This is a genomic window from Arthrobacter sp. NPDC056493 (assembly GCF_042795115.1).
Taxonomy (GTDB): Bacteria; Actinomycetota; Actinomycetes; order Actinomycetales; family Micrococcaceae; genus Arthrobacter.
The window spans coordinates 1-15,894 of sequence record NZ_JBHTSL010000028.1 but is presented as its reverse complement, the minus strand read 5'-3'; the positions used below and the strand labels follow the sequence as shown (position 1 = coordinate 15,894).

The 15,894-nt window shown below is 65.8% G+C and carries 14 protein-coding genes; 9 read left to right on the top strand and 5 right to left on the bottom strand.

Annotated features, from left to right (window positions below):
* Positions 1–19: 19 nt before the first annotated feature.
* Positions 20–1,750, bottom strand: a complete 1,731-nt coding sequence (locus tag ACFQ50_RS12820; protein WP_377995922.1) for an MFS transporter — start codon at positions 1,748–1,750, stop codon at positions 20–22.
* A 209-nt stretch (positions 1,751–1,959) separates the two neighbouring features.
* Between ACFQ50_RS12820 and ACFQ50_RS12815 the strand changes: the two genes are divergently transcribed.
* The 6 genes from ACFQ50_RS12815 (at position 1,960) to ACFQ50_RS12790 (ending at position 8,787) form a co-directional block, all read left to right on the top strand.
* Positions 1,960–2,970 carry a phosphotriesterase gene (locus ACFQ50_RS12815; RefSeq protein WP_377995921.1) on the top strand — a complete coding sequence of 337 codons (1,011 nt, stop codon included), beginning with the start codon at positions 1,960–1,962 and terminating at the stop codon, positions 2,968–2,970.
* 67 nt (positions 2,971–3,037) lie between these two features.
* Positions 3,038–3,988: a phosphotriesterase gene (locus tag ACFQ50_RS12810; RefSeq protein WP_377995920.1), complete on the top strand. Its 951-nt coding sequence runs from the start codon at positions 3,038–3,040 to the stop codon at positions 3,986–3,988.
* 36 nt (positions 3,989–4,024) lie between these two features.
* Positions 4,025–5,149: an FAD-dependent oxidoreductase gene (locus ACFQ50_RS12805; RefSeq protein ID WP_377995919.1), complete on the top strand. Its 1,125-nt coding sequence runs from the start codon at positions 4,025–4,027 to the stop codon at positions 5,147–5,149.
* A gap of 5 nt (positions 5,150–5,154) precedes the next feature.
* Positions 5,155–6,105, top strand: a complete 951-nt coding sequence (locus ACFQ50_RS12800) for an alpha/beta hydrolase (protein WP_377995918.1) — start codon at positions 5,155–5,157, stop codon at positions 6,103–6,105.
* On the top strand, positions 6,102–7,070 hold the full coding sequence (locus tag ACFQ50_RS12795) for an MBL fold metallo-hydrolase (protein WP_377995917.1): 969 nt from the start codon (positions 6,102–6,104) through the stop codon (positions 7,068–7,070). The genes ACFQ50_RS12800 and ACFQ50_RS12795 overlap by 4 nt, the downstream gene beginning before the upstream one ends.
* Positions 7,063–8,787, top strand: a complete 1,725-nt coding sequence (locus tag ACFQ50_RS12790) for a CocE/NonD family hydrolase (RefSeq protein ID WP_377995916.1) — start codon at positions 7,063–7,065, stop codon at positions 8,785–8,787. The genes ACFQ50_RS12795 and ACFQ50_RS12790 overlap by 8 nt, the downstream gene beginning before the upstream one ends.
* An 87-nt stretch (positions 8,788–8,874) precedes the next feature.
* Here the strand turns inward: ACFQ50_RS12790 and ACFQ50_RS12785 are convergent, their stop codons facing one another.
* The 4 genes from ACFQ50_RS12785 to chvE all read right to left on the bottom strand — a co-directional run bounded on the left by ACFQ50_RS12785 (position 8,875) and on the right by chvE (position 13,236).
* Positions 8,875–9,084, bottom strand: a complete 210-nt coding sequence (locus ACFQ50_RS12785; RefSeq protein ID WP_377995915.1) for a hypothetical protein — start codon at positions 9,082–9,084, stop codon at positions 8,875–8,877.
* 57 nt (positions 9,085–9,141) lie between these two features.
* On the bottom strand, positions 9,142–10,473 hold the full coding sequence (gene mmsB / locus ACFQ50_RS12780) for a multiple monosaccharide ABC transporter permease (RefSeq protein ID WP_377995914.1): 1,332 nt from the start codon (positions 10,471–10,473) through the stop codon (positions 9,142–9,144).
* Between the two features lie 5 nt (positions 10,474–10,478).
* The gene (gene mmsA / locus ACFQ50_RS12775; protein WP_377995913.1) at positions 10,479–12,008 is read right to left on the bottom strand and encodes a multiple monosaccharide ABC transporter ATP-binding protein; all 1,530 of its coding nucleotides are present in this window, start codon (positions 12,006–12,008) and stop codon (positions 10,479–10,481) included.
* 103 nt (positions 12,009–12,111) lie between these two features.
* Entirely contained in the window at positions 12,112–13,236 is a 1,125-nt protein-coding gene (chvE, locus tag ACFQ50_RS12770; protein WP_377995912.1) for a multiple monosaccharide ABC transporter substrate-binding protein, read from the bottom strand.
* Between the two features lie 347 nt (positions 13,237–13,583).
* On the opposite strand from chvE, the gene ACFQ50_RS12765 reads away from it, so the two are divergent.
* From ACFQ50_RS12765 to ACFQ50_RS12755, 3 genes are all read left to right on the top strand, one after another.
* Entirely contained in the window at positions 13,584–14,180 is a 597-nt protein-coding gene (locus ACFQ50_RS12765; protein WP_377995911.1) for a TetR/AcrR family transcriptional regulator, read from the top strand.
* Between the two features lie 17 nt (positions 14,181–14,197).
* Positions 14,198–15,121: a DMT family transporter gene (locus tag ACFQ50_RS12760; protein ID WP_377995910.1), complete on the top strand. Its 924-nt coding sequence runs from the start codon at positions 14,198–14,200 to the stop codon at positions 15,119–15,121.
* A gap of 291 nt (positions 15,122–15,412) precedes the next feature.
* Positions 15,413–15,556 (top strand): hypothetical protein, encoded by a 144-nt coding sequence (locus ACFQ50_RS12755; protein WP_377995909.1) that lies wholly within the window; start codon positions 15,413–15,415, stop codon positions 15,554–15,556.
* Positions 15,557–15,894 lie beyond the last annotated feature (338 nt).

Below are 15,894 nucleotides of genomic sequence, written 5' to 3'. Positions count from 1 at the left end.
CGGGCCGGGGCCGCGGGTCCTAGACGGCTGCCTCTGCGTTGGCCGCAGTGGTCTCCGAAGTCTCAGCGATGGCAGCGGGTGTGGGCGCCGAGGAACGTGCGGAGATGAAGAGGGTGAGAAGAGCGGAGAGGGTTGCCGCGATGCCCGCGGCGAGATATACGGTCTGGAAACCCTGGCCGAGGGAGGTTCCCGCTGCGCCCTGGATCTGCTGCTGCGCGGAGGTGAGTGCGCTGACCATGCCGTTGACGGCCTGGGCGGGTGCACCGGTGGCCGCTGCCTGGCCGGTGAACTGCGCGACGACGGCATCCCAGCCGGAGAGGTAACCGAGGGGCGGAACGTTCGACAGCCCGGCGACGGCTTCGGCGGGCAGCCCTGCCCCGCGGAGGATCCCGGCGAGGGGCTGGGCGAAGGCTGTGGCTCCGACGCCGAAAGCGATGGCTGAACCGATGACAGGGCCCAGGGCGAAACCGAGGTCGCGCAGGAGGTTGGTGGTGGCGGAGGCCATGCCGATGTGCTGTGGCGGCACGGTGTTGATGGCGACGGCCGTAATGGAGCCAACCGTGAGCGCGAACCCGATGCCCAACAGCAGGAGCGGCAGAATGAACGCCGTCCAGGGAGTTCCGCCGAACGCCTCCGGCGTGCCCAGGGAGAACGTCGAGAGCCAGTAGGCGGAGACGGCCATGGAGGCGAAGCCGACGGTGAGCACCCAGCGGGGAGCCACGTGGTGGATGAGCCAGCCGACCACCGGGATGAAAGCGAAGGCCGGGCCCTGGATGAAGACGAACAGCACACCGACCTTCCAGGCCTCGGCGAGGGCGAGTCCCCCGACGGCGACACTGGTGCTGTAGCAGACGGCGAGGAAGGCGAACATGCCGGTGACTGCCACGACGCCGGTGATCGAGTAGGCGCTGTTCCTGAACAGCGAAAGGTGGATCAGTGGCTGCCTGGTGCGTGTTTCGATGACCACGAAGGCTGCCAGGAGGATGGCGCCTGCAACGTAACTGGCGATCACTCCAGCGCTGCCGAAGCCGGCGTCGACGGCCTGGACGGTGGCGAAGAGGACGGCGATGAGGGCGAGGGCGAGGGTGGCCTGGCCAGGCAGGTCGAGTCTGCGCTTCTCGACGCCTGCGGAATCCTTCGCCCGCACCGCGACGATAATGACCGCGACGGCGATCGCGGCGGCAATGTAGTAGGCCACGCGCCAGCCGCTAAAGACGTTGGGAGTGCCGGCTGCGGGACCCGGCAAGGTGAAGGCTTGCGCCGTGACCCCGGCCAGGATGGGGGAGATCACCGCACCCAGCGACAGGAACCCTGCCCAGGTGGCGACAACCTTTGCCCGGGCACGGTGGTCCGGGGTGATGGCCGCGATCATGGACAGCGAAATGGGGAAGAGGATGCCCGCCCCGATCCCGCCGACCGCCTGCGCTGCGATCATCAGTTCGGTGCTCGACGCCAGCGCCGCGAGGACGGAGCCGGCGACGCTGATCACAGCGCCCGCGTAGAGCAGCTTCTTCCGGCCGAACAGGTCGCCCAGAAGGCCCCAGCTGAGCTCAAACACCACGATGCCCATCATGAACATGCCCGCGATCCAGGTCAGGCCTGCGCCCGAGGTGCGGAATTCCACGGCAAAGGTGCCGTTGAGCGCGCCGGGCAGTGCATTCGTGATCTGGGCCAGGGCGACCGCACTGTAAGCGGTAATGAAGGTGGCCCGCACGGAGCCGCGGCTCGGCAGCGGGATGGTCTGACTCATCGATGAAACTCCTTTGTTTCCGTTCAACCGTTGTGGTCTCTCGAAACAGTGTGGAGTTATCTCTTACGCAGTGTCAAGGAAAATAATTGATAGAAAATTTCTTGACGTGATGTAAAGAAATATGGGATGGTGAGTCCACCGCATGGGAGTGACAGCACGGTCGAGCTCCGCGTCCCCCATCCAGAACCGACCTTCAAGGGAGAAGCCCCGTGAGTCACCCCGCACCCGTCGAAACCGGCGAGGCAGTCCAAGCCCCGGCCGGGCAAACCGTCAACACGGTCCTGGGGCCAATCCCTGCCTCCGAACTGGGCATCGTCGCGGTCCATGAGGCCTTGTTGTCCGTGCTCCCCGGCGCCCAGTACGCCCCCGAAATCTCCATGGACCGGGCGGAGATTTTCGAAGTCCTCGCCGCCAAGCTGGCGGACTTCCGGGCCCACGGCGGGCAGACGATCGTGGACAGCACCGGCATGTTCCACGGCCGCGACCTCAAGCTCTACGAGGCACTGTCCCGCTCCACCGGCGTCCACATCGTTGCCTCCACAGGCCTGGGTCCGGAGGAAGAACTCGGCGGATACTTCCTCACGCCGCAGACCAACCCGCCTACCCCGTGGCCGGCCGAAAAGTTTGCCGACCTCTTCGGCAAGGAGGCCAGTGAGGGGATGGTGGTTCCCAGGGTCGAGCGCCGCGCCGCCGCCGGCATGGTCGCCACCATCGCCGACCGCGCCGGCATGACCCCGACAGAGGAGAGCCTCTTCCGCGGCTCCGCCCGCGCCGCCAGGAGCACCGGCGTCCCGGTCTCCATCCGCTTCGGCGCCGATGCCCTTCATGATCTGGACATCGTCCTGGACGAGCAGATCGGGGCCGACAGGGTGCTCGTCGGCGACCTGGACCGCACGGACGCAGCGGGGGCCGCCCTCAAGGTGGCGGACCTCGGAGCCTTCGTGGGCATCGACCACGTGGGCCTGAACGACCACGCGGACTACCTCACTGACAACGACCGTGCCGGCCTCGTGCTCGAACTCGTCGGAGCCGGCCATGCCGGCAGGATCATCCTTTCGGGAAACTCGATCGGCGTGGCCAAGGGCCTGCCTGAGTACCACCTGCCCTACAGCCACGTCCTGTCCACATTCGTGCCGTTCCTTAAGGCCCGCGGCCTGGGCGAAGAAGACTCCCGGCGCATCCTCGTGGAGAACCCGCGCAACCTATTGGCCGTGCGCTAGGCGGGTCGCGGCCCACCCACAACAAACTTTTGAACCCCTGAGGTGAACCAATGAGCAGGATTCCTTAATGAGCAAGGTCAACACAGTGCTGGGAACCATCCCGGCCGAAGAACTGGAAATCGTGGCGGTCCACGAACACATCGGCTACGGCATGCCCGGGTCCGAACTGGACACCAGGTGGTGGAAGTCGCCGGAGCAGGCCTACGGGGAAACAGTGCCCAAGCTGCGGAAGTTTCGCGAATACGGCGGCGGCACCTTCGTGGACGCCACCGGCATCTGCAACGGCCGCGACGTTGACTACTACAAGTCCCTGTCCCGGAAAACGGGCGTGCACATCGTGGCCTGCACCGGCTTCGTCGGCGGCGACACAGCCCTGCCGCACTTCTCCCGCGCCCCCGTGGACTACCTCGCAAAGGTGTTCATCCACGAGATCACAGTCGGCATCGGCAACACGGGTGCCAAGGCCGGCGTCATCAAGGTGGGCGTTAGCCGGGGCGGACGGATGACGGAGCTGGACAAGCGCATCTACCGTGCCGCGGCCCGCGCCGCCGTCGTCACCGGTGCACCCATCCTGACCCACCTGGCCATCGACCCCGAACCGGCGGTGAACATCTTTAACGAAGAGGGCCTGCCGCTGGACCGAGTGCTCTTCGGCCACGCCGACGACGGCCTGAACGCTCCGGTCACCCCGCACGACTGGATCTACGAGCAGGGCGGCCGCATCGGCTTCGACACCTTCGGCTACGACCTGGAACTGCCGGATCCGCCGTTCTGGGGCCGCAAGCGCGCCGAACGCATGGGGCACTTCGTCAACCTCGTGAACAAGGGCTATGCGGACAAGCTCCTCGTCTCGGCCGACGCCAACTGCAGCCCGCTGGGCTGGCCGGGCGTGAAAGGCCACACCATCAACTACATCTTCGAGGACATGATCCCCGACATGCGTGCAGCCGGTATCGACGACGCCACCCTCAAGCTCCTGCTCGAAGACAACCCCGCCGACTTCCTGTCCCTTGGCTGAATCCCGGACAGGCCGCCACAAGAAAGAGATGAATCCATGAAGGCTTCGGAAATCAAGAACCTCAAAATTGCCATCGTCGGTGCGGGCTACGGCGGCGCGGCAGCCGCAAAGGCACTGAGCCTGCTCGGCGCGGATGTCACCGTCTACGAACAGGCCACCCGAATGCGCGAGGTCGGCGCCGGCATCGGCCTGCGTCCGGCCACCATGGCCCGGTTCCGCCAGTGGGGAATCTTCGACGCGATCGCCAGGGTGAGCTCACCGAGCGACTACTTCGAAATCCTCACCGCCACCGGTGAACCCATACTGAAGGACACCTGGCCCGAGTCCGGCGACGACAAGCAGACCTACCTCATCCACCGCGGCGACTTCATCGAGGCACTGCTCGGCGTGCTCCCCGAAGGCATGGTGCATCTCGGCCACAAGCTGGAGACCATCGAGGACGGCGGGCCCCGCACCGTCCTCACCTTCACTAACGGCACGACGGTCGAAGCCGACCTGGTGGTGGGCGCCGACGGCATCAGGTCCGTGGTGCGTGAGCAGCTCTTCAGCGCCACAGGCCCCGTGTTCTCCGGCGAGCACGCCTACCGCGTGGTGATCCCGGCCGACGACGCCCACGGCATGGTGGTGGACAGCAACCTGCGGATGTATATCGGCAAGGGCACCAAGGTGTACCTGCTGCCGCTGCGCCACCGCAACCAGATGTCCTTCGACATCACCGCCCTGAATCCGGACGGCACCTGGGCGCCGACGGTCACGAAGGAAGAACTCCTGAAGACGGTGGAGGGCTTCGACGAGCGGATCGTTGAGATCGCCCGCGGCCTCGACATGGACGCGGTCAATATCCGCGCCGTCTACGACATCGACCCCGTTGACACGTGGCACACGGACTCCGCGGTCCTGATGGGCGACGCCGCCCACTCCATGCTGCACCACCAGGGCCAGGGGGCGAACTCCGCCATCGAGGATGCCGGCGCCCTCGCGGATGCATTGGCCCAGGCGGGCTCCGTCAAGGAAGCACTGGCCCTGTTCCAGGCAACCCGCAAGCCGGTGACGGACGAGCTGCAGCGCATCTCCCGCCAGGGCTGGTCCGAGGAAGAGGTCAACGACGTGTTCCCCGGCCAAAAACCCGCAGCTCAAAAGCCCGCCGCGGCAAAGGCCTGAACGCCATGACCATCCATCCCGAAATCGCCAAGATTCTCAGCACCCTGCCGGCGCCCGACGGTTCTCCACTGGACCCCGAGGCCATGCGTGCGGGCGAAGCAGCCCAGGTTCCCCCGGCCGAACAGCGGGAGCCGCTTCACGCCGTCGTCGACGTTACTGCAGTGACGCCCACCGGCGAGATTCCGGTGCGGATCTACACCCCGACCGGCGCGGAGACGCACGGCCTGCTGGTGTACTTCCACGGCGGCGCCTTCTTCCTGGGCAGCCTGGACACCCATGATCACGTGGCGCGGGCACTGGCCAAGGAAACCGGCCACAAAGTCATCTCCGTCGGCTACCGGCTGGCTCCCGAAGCCGCTTTCCCGGCGGGCCTCGACGACTGCTACGCCGTGGTCCGCTGGGCCGCCGCGCAGGGCGAAAACCTGGGCTGGGACGGTGCGAACCTCGCGATCGCAGGCGACAGCTCGGGCGGCAACTTCGTGGCCGCCGTCGCCGCTAAGGCGCACGACGACGGGTTCAGCCGGATCACCCACCAGGTCCTGTTCTACCCGTCGCTGGACCTGGATTTCGACGCGGACCGCTACGCCTCGCTGCGGGAAAACGCCGAAGGCTACGGGCTGGAGACCGAGGGCCTGGCACCTTTTAATGCCTTCTACCTCGACGGCGGCGCGGACCCCGCGGACCCGCTCGTCTCGCCCATCAAGCGCCAGGACCTCGCCGGCCTGCCGCCTGCCCTGGTCATCACCGCCGAGCACGACCCCCTCCGCGACGAAGGCGAACTGTACGGCCTGCGGCTGGCGGAGGCCGGCGTCGACGCAACCGTCAGCCGGTACAAAGGGTCCAACCACGGCTTCGTTCAGAACTTCTCCTGGATCCCGGAGTTCTACCGGGTATTCGAGGAGACCGGCGAATTCCTGAACGCCAAGGCCGGGTTGGACGGGGGCACAGCGCAATGACGTCTCCAGTCGCCGTCCATCCCATCGTTTCGCCGTGGGGACGGTTCGGCCTCTACAGCTTCTACATCGACGCCCCCGAACCCGCGATCGTGGACACGGGGATCGCGTCCTCGCCCGCCGAAGGAATGGTCCCGGCGCTGGAGGCTATCGGCCGGCGGATCGAGGATGTCCGCTGGATCCTGCTGACCCACGGACACATCGACCACATCGGCGGCGCCCATGCACTCTGGGAGCTCACCGGCCGGCGCGCGCAGGTGGTGATCCACGAGGCCGACGCACCGCTGCTGCGCTCACGCCGCGCCCACGTGGACGAATACCTCACCGGCCGGGGGCAGTATCTGCAGGACCCCGACGGCGGCGCGAAGCTGGCCGCCGCTGCGGACACGGTCATCTCCGGTGAGATGGAACCCGCCCTGCTCGTGAAAGGCGGAGAAACCATCTCCCTGGGCGGCGGCGTCACCGTATCCGTCCACTCCATCCCGGGCCACACTGCCGGGTCGGTCGCCTACGTCATCGACGGCCAGGACGACGTGTTCGTCGGCGACGCCGTGCAGGTGCACGGCGCGGCGAACGGCTTCCCGGGGTTCGTGGATCCGCAGGGCTACCGCGCGAGCCTTGAGTACCTGCGCGACGAGGTCCGTCCGCGGCACCTGTATCTGGGGCATCCGTACCGCGGCGCGGACGGTGAGCCGTTCGGCGTCGAACTCGATGCCGCCCAGGCGGGACGGGCGCTTCAGGAGAGTATCGACGTCGAGACCCGGGTCAGCACCGCCGCCTGCCGCTGCCTGGAAGCCGGCCTGCACGAGACGGAGTCGGCCTATTCGCCGTTCGCCCCGGTTGCCGGGGAGCTTGGCTACGCGGGAGACCCCGGCCTGGAGCCGTCCCCCTTCTTCACCACGCTGCACGGCTACCGCACGCTTTTCAACGCTTCGACCAAAGATGAGGAGACAGTCACTCATGGATGACTTCCAGCTGCTGACCGCCGGCGGCGAGAAAATTGCCGTCCGCAAGGACCTGCGTGTCCCCATGCGCGACGGCGTTGAACTTGCCGCGGACGCCTACCAGGGCCCCGACGACAAGCCGCGCCCGGCGCTGGTCGCGCTGAGCCCTTACGGCAAGGAACTGCAGGCGCTGGCCCTCACCACCCCGCCGCAGCGCCGCCCCAGCCCGATGTGGGACGGCTGCATCGAGGCCGGTGACATCGCCCGGATCGTCAAGGAGGACTACGTCCACGTCATCGGCGACCTGCGCGGCTCCGGCCACTCCGGCGGCGAGCACATCGGCAACTACAACGCCGGCGGCGTTTCACTGGGCCAGGACGCGTACGACTTCATCGAATGGGTTGCCGAACAGCCGTGGTGCGACGGCAACGTGGGCATGGTGGGGATCTCCTACTTCGGCTCCATGCAGGTCCTCGCGGCGGCCGAGCGCCCGCCGCATCTGAAGGCAATCTTCGTCTCCGGCGGCCACTACGACTTCTACGAGACCACCTACCACGGCGGCGTCATGTGGTTCATGCCGCGCGCCGCCCGCGAAGGCCGCGGCGGCGACTCGGGCTGGGCGTTCACCGACGGCGTCAAGTCCCGGATGATCGAGAAGCACTCCCCGGAGGAGCTGAAGAAGCTCGTCAACGAGCGCCTGCAGGACCCGGACGTCGCCGCCTGGCCCAACCTGGTCCACGTCCTGAACTACCCGAAGAACCACGAGGCCTGGTTCGACATCGTGATGAACGAGCTCGACGGCGACTGGTACGAGGAGCGCAACCCCATCACTCTGGCCCCGAACATCGACATCCCGGTGTGGCTGCAGATCGACCAGGGCCGCGGCTGGACCATGGACGGCACCATCGAGCTGTTCAATGAGCTGAAGGGCCCCAAGAAACTGGACATCGGACCCTACCCGCCCATGCAGTCACGCCCGTTCATCGAGGAACACGACAAAATGTTCCGCTGGTACGACTATTGGATCAAGGGCATCGATAACGGCGTGATGGACGAGCCGGCCGTGAGCGTCTTCGTGGAGGGTTCCCGCGAGCTGGTGACCGCGGACCAGTGGCCACCGAAGGACGTGGAGTACAGGAACCTGTACCTGCGCCCGCGCCACAAGCTGTCGACCGAGCCTGAGCTGATGGGCGCGGAGTACGCCGCCCCGGACGGCTTTTACCAGGCGCCGCTGACCGTGACGGACAAGGTGGAGATCATCAGCTGGTCCACGCCTCCCTTCGAGGAGGACACGGAGATGATCGGCACCGGTGCCGCGCACATCTTCGCCGAGATCGACCAGCCGGACACCAACTTCATCCTGCGCCTGTGGGACTACGCCCCCAACGGCAGGCGGCAGCTGATCACCAGCGGCTACCTTAAGGCCTCGCACCGCGAGCTCGACGGGCGGACCACCGAAGGCAACCCGTTCCACCCCCATACGCGTTCCGTGCCGGTGGAACCGGGGCAGATCGAGGAGTACGTGCTGCGGCTCTACCCGTTTGCGAACACGTTCAGGCCGGGCCACGTGCTGACGGTGGAGCTGTCCAACGCCGAGCCGCTGGCCGACGAACACAACTCGCTGCTCCCGCCGGATGCCTTCCACCTGCCGGTGGGCCGGCCCGTCACGCACAAGATCTACCGCGATGCCGCGCACCCGTCCCGGCTCGTCCTGCCGTTCACCACGCCCAGGGTTCCGTAACCAGGGGGCCTTAAACGCTGAGCCCCTCCCCCGGGTGTGAAACCCGGGGGAGGGGCTCGGCTGCATTGCGCTCAGTAGCAGGCAGCGTCAGCGAATCACTTCACGCGTCATGCCGAACGGGACCTGGTCCGAAAGCGCGGCCGTGTAGTTTCCGGGCCGGTGGCGCGTGACCAGGATGCCGTGCGTGCCCGTGAGCATTGCCAGTTCCTGGAGGTCCTTCACGGCGGCCTCGAGATGCTCGTCGAGGGCGTGCCGGTTCGTGACGTGGATGTCGATGGAATCGAGGAGCTCGGTCATGGCGTGTCCTTTCTGCTGGCTGGGTTGCTGGCTGGGGCCGGGTGGCCAGACGGTTTTTCAGGCGGTGCCTGAGTCGCGGCTGCCGGCTGCCACGGGTGTGGCAGATTCGGCCGGTGTTTTGGCTGATTCCGGTGCGGCGGTCTGTGCCGGTGTGTTGGTTTCGGTGGCGGGTGGGGTGGTCTTGAGCCTGAAGCGCTTGGCGATGGAGGATCCGCCGCCGGCGCGGTTTTTGTTGAAGATGTCGAACCCGACGGCGAGCAGGAGTACCAGGCCCTTGATGAGCTGCTGGTAGTCGGTGCCGAGGCCGAGGATGGACATGCCGTTGTTGAGCACGCCCATAATGAGGCCGCCGATCATGGCTCCGGCCACGGTGCCGATGCCGCCCTGGACCGCTGCTCCGCCGATGAAGGCGGCGGCGATGGAGTCGAGCTCGAAGCCGGTGCCGCCGGCGGGCTGGGCGGAGTTCAGGCGGGCCGTGAAGATCAGGCCGGCCAGGGCGGCGAGGACGCCCATGTTCACGAAGAGCCGGAACGTGACCGCCTTGGTCTTGATGCCGGAGAGTTCGGCGGCGTGCAGGTTCCCGCCGATAGCGTAGGTGTGGCGGCCGAAGATGCTGTTGTTCATCAGCGCGGAGTAGGCGATGACCAGGCCCGCGAGGACGATCAGCACGATCGGGGTGCCGCGGTAGCTGGCGAGGAGGAACGTGATGACGAGCATCAGCAGGGCGATGAACGCGGTTTTAGTGGCGAACCAGGCCATGGGTTCGTTCTCGAGGTTGAACTTCCGGCGGATGCGGCGTTCCTTGATGGACTGGAACAGGAGGGCTGCGGTGCCGCCGACGCCGAGGATGACGGTGAGCCATTCGAGCACGGAGGTGCCGCCGGAGATGTCCGGCAGGAACCCGCCGCCGAGGGCGCGGAGCTCGTCCGGGAACGGGGTGATCTGCTGGTTTTTGAGGGTGATCAGGGTCAGGCCGCGGAAGATGAGCATGCCGGCCAGGGTGACGATGAACGCGGGGATGCCGATGTAGGCGATCCAGTACCCCTGCCACGCACCCACGAGGGCGCCGACGAGAAGGCAGGCCGGGATGGCCGCCCACCAGGCCCAGCCCCAGTGGACGATCATGACGCCGGCGACGGCGCCGATGAAGCCGGCGATGGAACCGACGGAGAGGTCGATGTGCCCGGCGATGATGACCATGACCATGCCGATGGCCAGGATCAGGATGTAGCTGTTCTGGACGACGAGGTTCGTGACGTTCTGCGGCTCCAGCAGGATCCCGTCGGTGAGGACCTGGAACAGCAGGACGATCAGGATCAGGGCGACGAAGATGCCGACCTGGCGGAGGCGGCTTGCCAGGAAGCCGAGGGATTCTCGTAGGGCGGACATGTTCGTTATTCCTTCTCTTTGGTCATGTAGTGCATAAGGGTCTCCTGGGAGGCCTCGGCGATGGGGACTTCACCGGTGACGTGGCCTGCGGACAGGGTGTAGATCCGGTCGCAGATGCCCAGGAGCTCGGGGAGTTCGGAGGAGATGACGATGACGGCTTTGCCCTGGGCGGCGAGCTCGGCGATGATCGTGTAGATCTCGAACTTGGCGCCGACGTCGATGCCGCGCGTGGGCTCGTCCAGGATCAGCACGTCGGGGTCGGAGAACATCCATTTGCTCAGGACCACTTTTTGCTGGTTGCCGCCGGAGAGTTTCCCGGTGATGGCCGCAACGGACGGGGCCTTGATGTTCATGCTCTTCCGGTAGCTGTTGGCCACCGTGGTTTCCTGGTTCGCATCCACCCAGCCGCGTTTGGCGAGCTTGGGCAGGGCTGCCATGGAGATGTTGCGCTTGATGTCCTCGATGAGGTTGAGCCCGTAGTGCTTGCGGTCCTCGGTGGCGTAGGCGATGCCGTGCCGGATGGCGTCGGGGACGGTGGAGGTGTTGATTTCCTTGCCGTGCTTGAACACCTTGCCGGAGACGGCGCGGCCGTAGGTGCGGCCGAAGACGCTCATGGCCAGTTCGGTGCGGCCGGCGCCCATAAGTCCGGCGAGTCCCACCACTTCGCCCTTGCGGACGTTGAGGCTGGCGTTGTGGACCACGGTGCGGGTGTGGTCCTGAGGGTGCTGGACCGTCCAGTCCTCGATGCGCAGGACTTCCTCGCCGATCTGCGGTTCGCGCTCGGGGTAGAGGCTGTCCAGGTCGCGGCCCACCATGCCGCGGATGATGCGCTCCTGCGTGATTTCGCCCTGGTCCACGCGCAGGGTTTCGATGGACTTGCCGTCGCGGATGATGGTGACGGCGTCGGCGACCTTGCGGATTTCGTTGAGTTTGTGGCTGATGATGATGCTGGTGACGCCCTGGCCCTTCAGGTGCAGGATCAGGTCCAGCAGATGGTCGGAGTCCTCGTCGTTCAGGGCTGCGGTGGGCTCGTCCAGGATCAGCAGCTTCACTTCCTTGGACAGCGCCTTGGCGATTTCGACGAGCTGCTGCTTGCCGACGCTGATGTGCTGGATGGGGGTAACCGGGTTTTCGCTCAGGCCAACGCGGGCGAGCAGTTTGGCCGCCTCGAGGTTGGTTTTGCGCCAGTCAACCCAGCCGCGGGAGGCCAGTTCGTTGCCCAGGAAGATGTTTTCCGCGATGGACAGGTACGGGCTCAGTGCCAGTTCCTGGTGGATGATCACGATGCCGCGCTTTTCGCTGTCGCTGATGGACGCGAAGTCGCACGGTTCGTTCTCGAAGAGGATGTCCCCCTCGAAGGTGTTGTGGGCGTACACGCCGGAGAGCACCTTCATCAGGGTGGACTTGCCTGCCCCGTTTTCGCCGCAGATCGCGTGGACCTCGCCGCGGTTCACATCCAGGGTTACGTCCTGGAGGGCCTTGACGCCGGGGAAGGTCTTGGTGATCCCGCGCATCTGAAGAATGGGTACGTTCATTGGTTTTTTCCCGCTGATCTGTTCGATGAGCTGATCTGTTCGGTGGATAGTTCGGGTGGATGGGGCGGGGGTGCCTGCCGCTGCAGGCGCCCCCGCAATACTGCTACTTGATGTCGGCGTCGGTGTAGTAACCGGAGTCGATCAGTTCCTGCTTGTAGTTGTCCTTGGTGACGATCACGGACTTCAGCAGGTAGGCCGGGACCACCTTGACCTTGTTGTTGTAGGTCTTGGTGTCGTTGGTCTCGGGCTCCTGGCCCTTCAGGACCGCGTCCACCATCTTCACGGCCTGCTCGCCGAGCTTGCGGGTGTCCTTGAAGATCGTGGAGTACTGCTCGCCGGCGACGATGGACTTCACTGAGCCCTTTTCCGCGTCCTGGCCGGTCACCACCGGCAGGGCGCCCTTGGAGTAGCCGCCGGTGCTGGTCAGGGCGGAGATGATGCCGATGGACAGGCCGTCGTAAGGCGACAGCACGCCGTCGAGCTTCTTGCCCGAACCGTAGGCGGCGGTGAGGATGTCTTCCATCCGCTTCTGGGCGGTTGCGGCCTGCCAGCGGAGGATGGCGGCCTGCTCAAACTTGGTCTGGCCGCTGGGCACCTTGAGGGTGCCGGCGTCCAGGTACGGCTTCAGGGTGTCCATGGCGCCGGTCCAGAAGAAATTGGCGTTGTTGTCGTCCGGGCTGCCCGCGAAGAGCTCCACGTTGAACGGGCCCTTGCCGTCGACCTTCTTGCCGGACGCGTCCACCAGGCCCAGGCCGGTCAGCAGGGACGTGGCCTGCTGGACACCCACCTCATAGTTGTCAAAGGTGGTGTAGAAATCCACGTTCGGGGTGCCGTTGATCAGCCGGTCATAGGCGATGACCTTGACGTTCTGCTCCTTGGCCTTGGCCAGGACATCGGTCAGCGTGGTGCCGTCGATCGCCGCGATGATCAGGGACTTCGCGCCCTTGGTCAGCATGTTCTCGATCTGGGAAACCTGCGTGGGGATATCGTCGTTGGCGTACTGCAGGTCCGTCTTGTAGCCAAGCTTGGCCAGGGACTCTGAGACGTTCTTCCCGTCGGCGATCCAGCGTTCCGACGTCTGAGTCGGCATGGAGATCCCCACCAGGGCCCCGGCAGCATCGGCGCTGCTGGAGCTGGACGCGGTGCCGGGACGGCTTCCGCAGCCCGTGGCCCCCACCGTAACAGCCAGGACGACGGCGACGGCGCCCAGGAGTTTCTTGATTCTCACGTTATTCTCCTTCCGTGGCCCGGTAGGACCACGAATCGGTGCTTGAGCGGACAGCGTATGTACTTTCCGCCGGCGCCGGCCACTTGTGTCCGGCGTACCGAGGCCGTCCCGCAGGGCCGGCGCCGGAGGCTGCTATCACCGGAGTGGAGACTCCGGCTTGCTCCAACATTTCTGTTAGCGCTAACAATTACGGACCATATTATCGCTGACGGTGCTGTGAAGCAAGACACAGATTGGGAACGGCGGCAGATATCTGACGGGAGCGTTTTGTGCTCATCTGAGGATTTGCACCCGGCCCCTAAGTAGGTAGACTGGTCTACCTACTTAGCTGAACCGGAGGAACCGTCGTGGCTCTACCTGAAGGCCCGTCAACAACCAGGCGGCCCGCGCGCGCATCGCTCCTCGAGGCTGCGGCCCGGCTCTTCTATTCCGACGGCGTGGCGGCCACGGGGATCGACTCCATCACCGCGGCGGCAGGGGTTGCCAAGAAGAGCCTGTACAACAACTTCGCGTCCAAGGCGGACCTGGTGGCGGCCTATCTGGCCGCCCGCCATGAGGAATGGCTCGCGCTGTACCGGGAGCGGGTTGCGGCGGCGGCTGCTCCGCAGGACCGTGTCCTGGCTGTGTTCGACGCCTACATCGACCACGCGAATTTCGCCTATGAGCACGGTTTCAGGGGGTGCGGCCTGCTCAATGCTGCCGCGGAGCTGCCGGCGGGCGCTCCCGGAAGGCAGGCCGCGCGGGAACACAAGGAAGAAGTGGAGGGTCTCCTGCTCGCGCACGTGGCGGAACTGCTGCCAGGGCGCGACGGGATGGCGGCCGGGGTGGCCCGGCATCTGGCGTTCCTGCTCGAGGGTTCCATGGCCAGGGCCGGCCTTGAAGGCGAAGACCGTTGCCTGCACGAAGCCCGGGCGATCGCTGCCCGGATGCTCGAGGCGCTGTGAAAGCGGTGTTCGGCCGGTTGAACGGACCGCTCCTGGGCGCTGTTTTTGTCGTGGCCGCCTCCACGCTGTGGGGCACCACCGGAACTGTGGCCACATTCGCGCCGTCCGTGAGCCCACTGGCAATCGGCGCCGCGGCCATGGGGGTGGGCGGACTGCTGCAGGCGCTGTACGCGGTGCAGCCGATCGCGAGCCACTGGGTCAGCCTTCGGGGCCGGTGGCTGCTGGTCTCGCTCGGGGCGGCCGCGGTGGCGGTGTACCCTCTTGCGTTCTACAGCTCCATGCACCTATCCGGCGTTGCGCTTGGAACGGTGGTCTCGATCGGCTCGGCCCCCCTGGCATCGGCGGTCATCGAGCGGCTGGCTGACAGTAAGGAGCTGACCCGGCGTTGGATGCTCGGCGCGCTGATCGGGGTGGCGGGCGCCGGACTCCTGTGTTTTGCCGGTGACAGTGCGCAGCGGCCGGGCGCCCTTGCCGAATCCTGGGCGGTCCCGGTGGGAATCGCGCTGGGCCTCGTGGCCGGCCTGACCTACGCGCTGTACTCGTGGGCGGCCCATCGCCTGATCAGCGTAGGCGTATCGTCCCGGGCCTCCATGGGCGCGGTGTTCGGCCTGGGCGGGGTGCTCCTGATGCCGGTGCTCGCGATGACCGGACGGCCGCTGCTTGAGTCCTGGAGCAATTTCACGGTGGGGGCCTATATGGCGCTTGTCCCGATGTTCGCGGGCTACGTCCTGTTCGGTTGGGGATTGGCGCGCGTCCGGGCGAGTACCGCAACGGGCCTGTCCCTCATGGAAACCGTTGTGGCCGCCGTGTTGGCAGTTGTTGTCGTGGGGGAGCGGCTGCCTGTGCTGGGCTGGCTCGGCGTCGCGATGGTGCTGGCGAGCCTGTTCGTCCTGGCTCCCCGCCGGGTGAGAACTGAGGCCCGTTCAACCGCAGCCCGGTAAAACCCCGGTCCCGGAGGGATGCACGCCACCACAGTGGCGAATAGCTGGCGCGCGGAACGGCGTGCCAGCATGTTACGAGCATGTTTCCAATACATTTCCAACATGTTAACTGCAATGGCAAAATGCGCCCGCTAATTTCTCAAGGGGATTTCCGCAAATGGCTGGCCTGCACGAATCAGCCGACGTATTTTTGTTATGAGAAGGAATGCAGGTGACTGGCATCGCGGAGGCGAAGCTCGAAGCGGAACAGCCCTTACAGTTCAACGGCCAGGCTTTGTGAAAGGAGCGGAAATGACACGCGAGGAAGCCTTCGCAAGATGCACCTCGGACTCGTATGTCGAGTTCTACGGCGGTCGATGGCTCGTCGTGCCGTTCGCCCAGGTGGAGCAGCCGGCGTTCTTCGTTTGCTCGCCGGAGACGCTCCGCAGGAGCTAGCCAGGAATTTCATGAGGTTATTTTCAGAGGGGTATTTATTAGGGACAATAAGGCGCCCTGCCCCTGCATTTCCGTTGATCCGGTGTATTTCCGGAAATTAGCCGGCCCCGGCCAGCCACGTCGGGAACTGCTGCAATATATTGATCCGCAGGCGCCCGATGGGACGTTCAGGCTGCCCGCTGACCTTCCAAACCTGCAATTTCGAACCCGTGTGTGGCGCTAAAGACGCCGATGCTCTCCGGTGAGCAAACGAAGAACTCCGGTTGCTCAACCGGTGCGAACGGAACGACGAGCCACCGGCCGCCGTAAAACTCGACATAGGAGTCCGGGGGGCACCG

What these genes read in the sequence shown, in the direction of transcription:
- ACFQ50_RS12820 (WP_377995922.1), bottom strand. Translation starts at nt 1,750, where the DNA reads ATGAGTCAGACCATCCCGCTGCCGAGCCGCGGCTCCGTGCGGGCCACC.
- ACFQ50_RS12810 (WP_377995920.1), top strand. Translation starts at nt 3,038, where the DNA reads ATGAGCAAGGTCAACACAGTGCTGGGAACCATCCCGGCCGAAGAACTG.
- ACFQ50_RS12805 (WP_377995919.1), top strand. Translation starts at nt 4,025, where the DNA reads ATGAAGGCTTCGGAAATCAAGAACCTCAAAATTGCCATCGTCGGTGCG.
- ACFQ50_RS12800 (WP_377995918.1), top strand. Translation starts at nt 5,155, where the DNA reads ATGACCATCCATCCCGAAATCGCCAAGATTCTCAGCACCCTGCCGGCG.
- ACFQ50_RS12795 (WP_377995917.1), top strand. Translation starts at nt 6,102, where the DNA reads ATGACGTCTCCAGTCGCCGTCCATCCCATCGTTTCGCCGTGGGGACGG.
- ACFQ50_RS12790 (WP_377995916.1), top strand. Translation starts at nt 7,063, where the DNA reads ATGGATGACTTCCAGCTGCTGACCGCCGGCGGCGAGAAAATTGCCGTC.
- ACFQ50_RS12785 (WP_377995915.1), bottom strand. Translation starts at nt 9,084, where the DNA reads ATGACCGAGCTCCTCGATTCCATCGACATCCACGTCACGAACCGGCAC.
- mmsB (WP_377995914.1), bottom strand. Translation starts at nt 10,473, where the DNA reads ATGTCCGCCCTACGAGAATCCCTCGGCTTCCTGGCAAGCCGCCTCCGC.
- mmsA (WP_377995913.1), bottom strand. Translation starts at nt 12,008, where the DNA reads ATGAACGTACCCATTCTTCAGATGCGCGGGATCACCAAGACCTTCCCC.
- ACFQ50_RS12755 (WP_377995909.1), top strand. Translation starts at nt 15,413, where the DNA reads ATGACACGCGAGGAAGCCTTCGCAAGATGCACCTCGGACTCGTATGTC.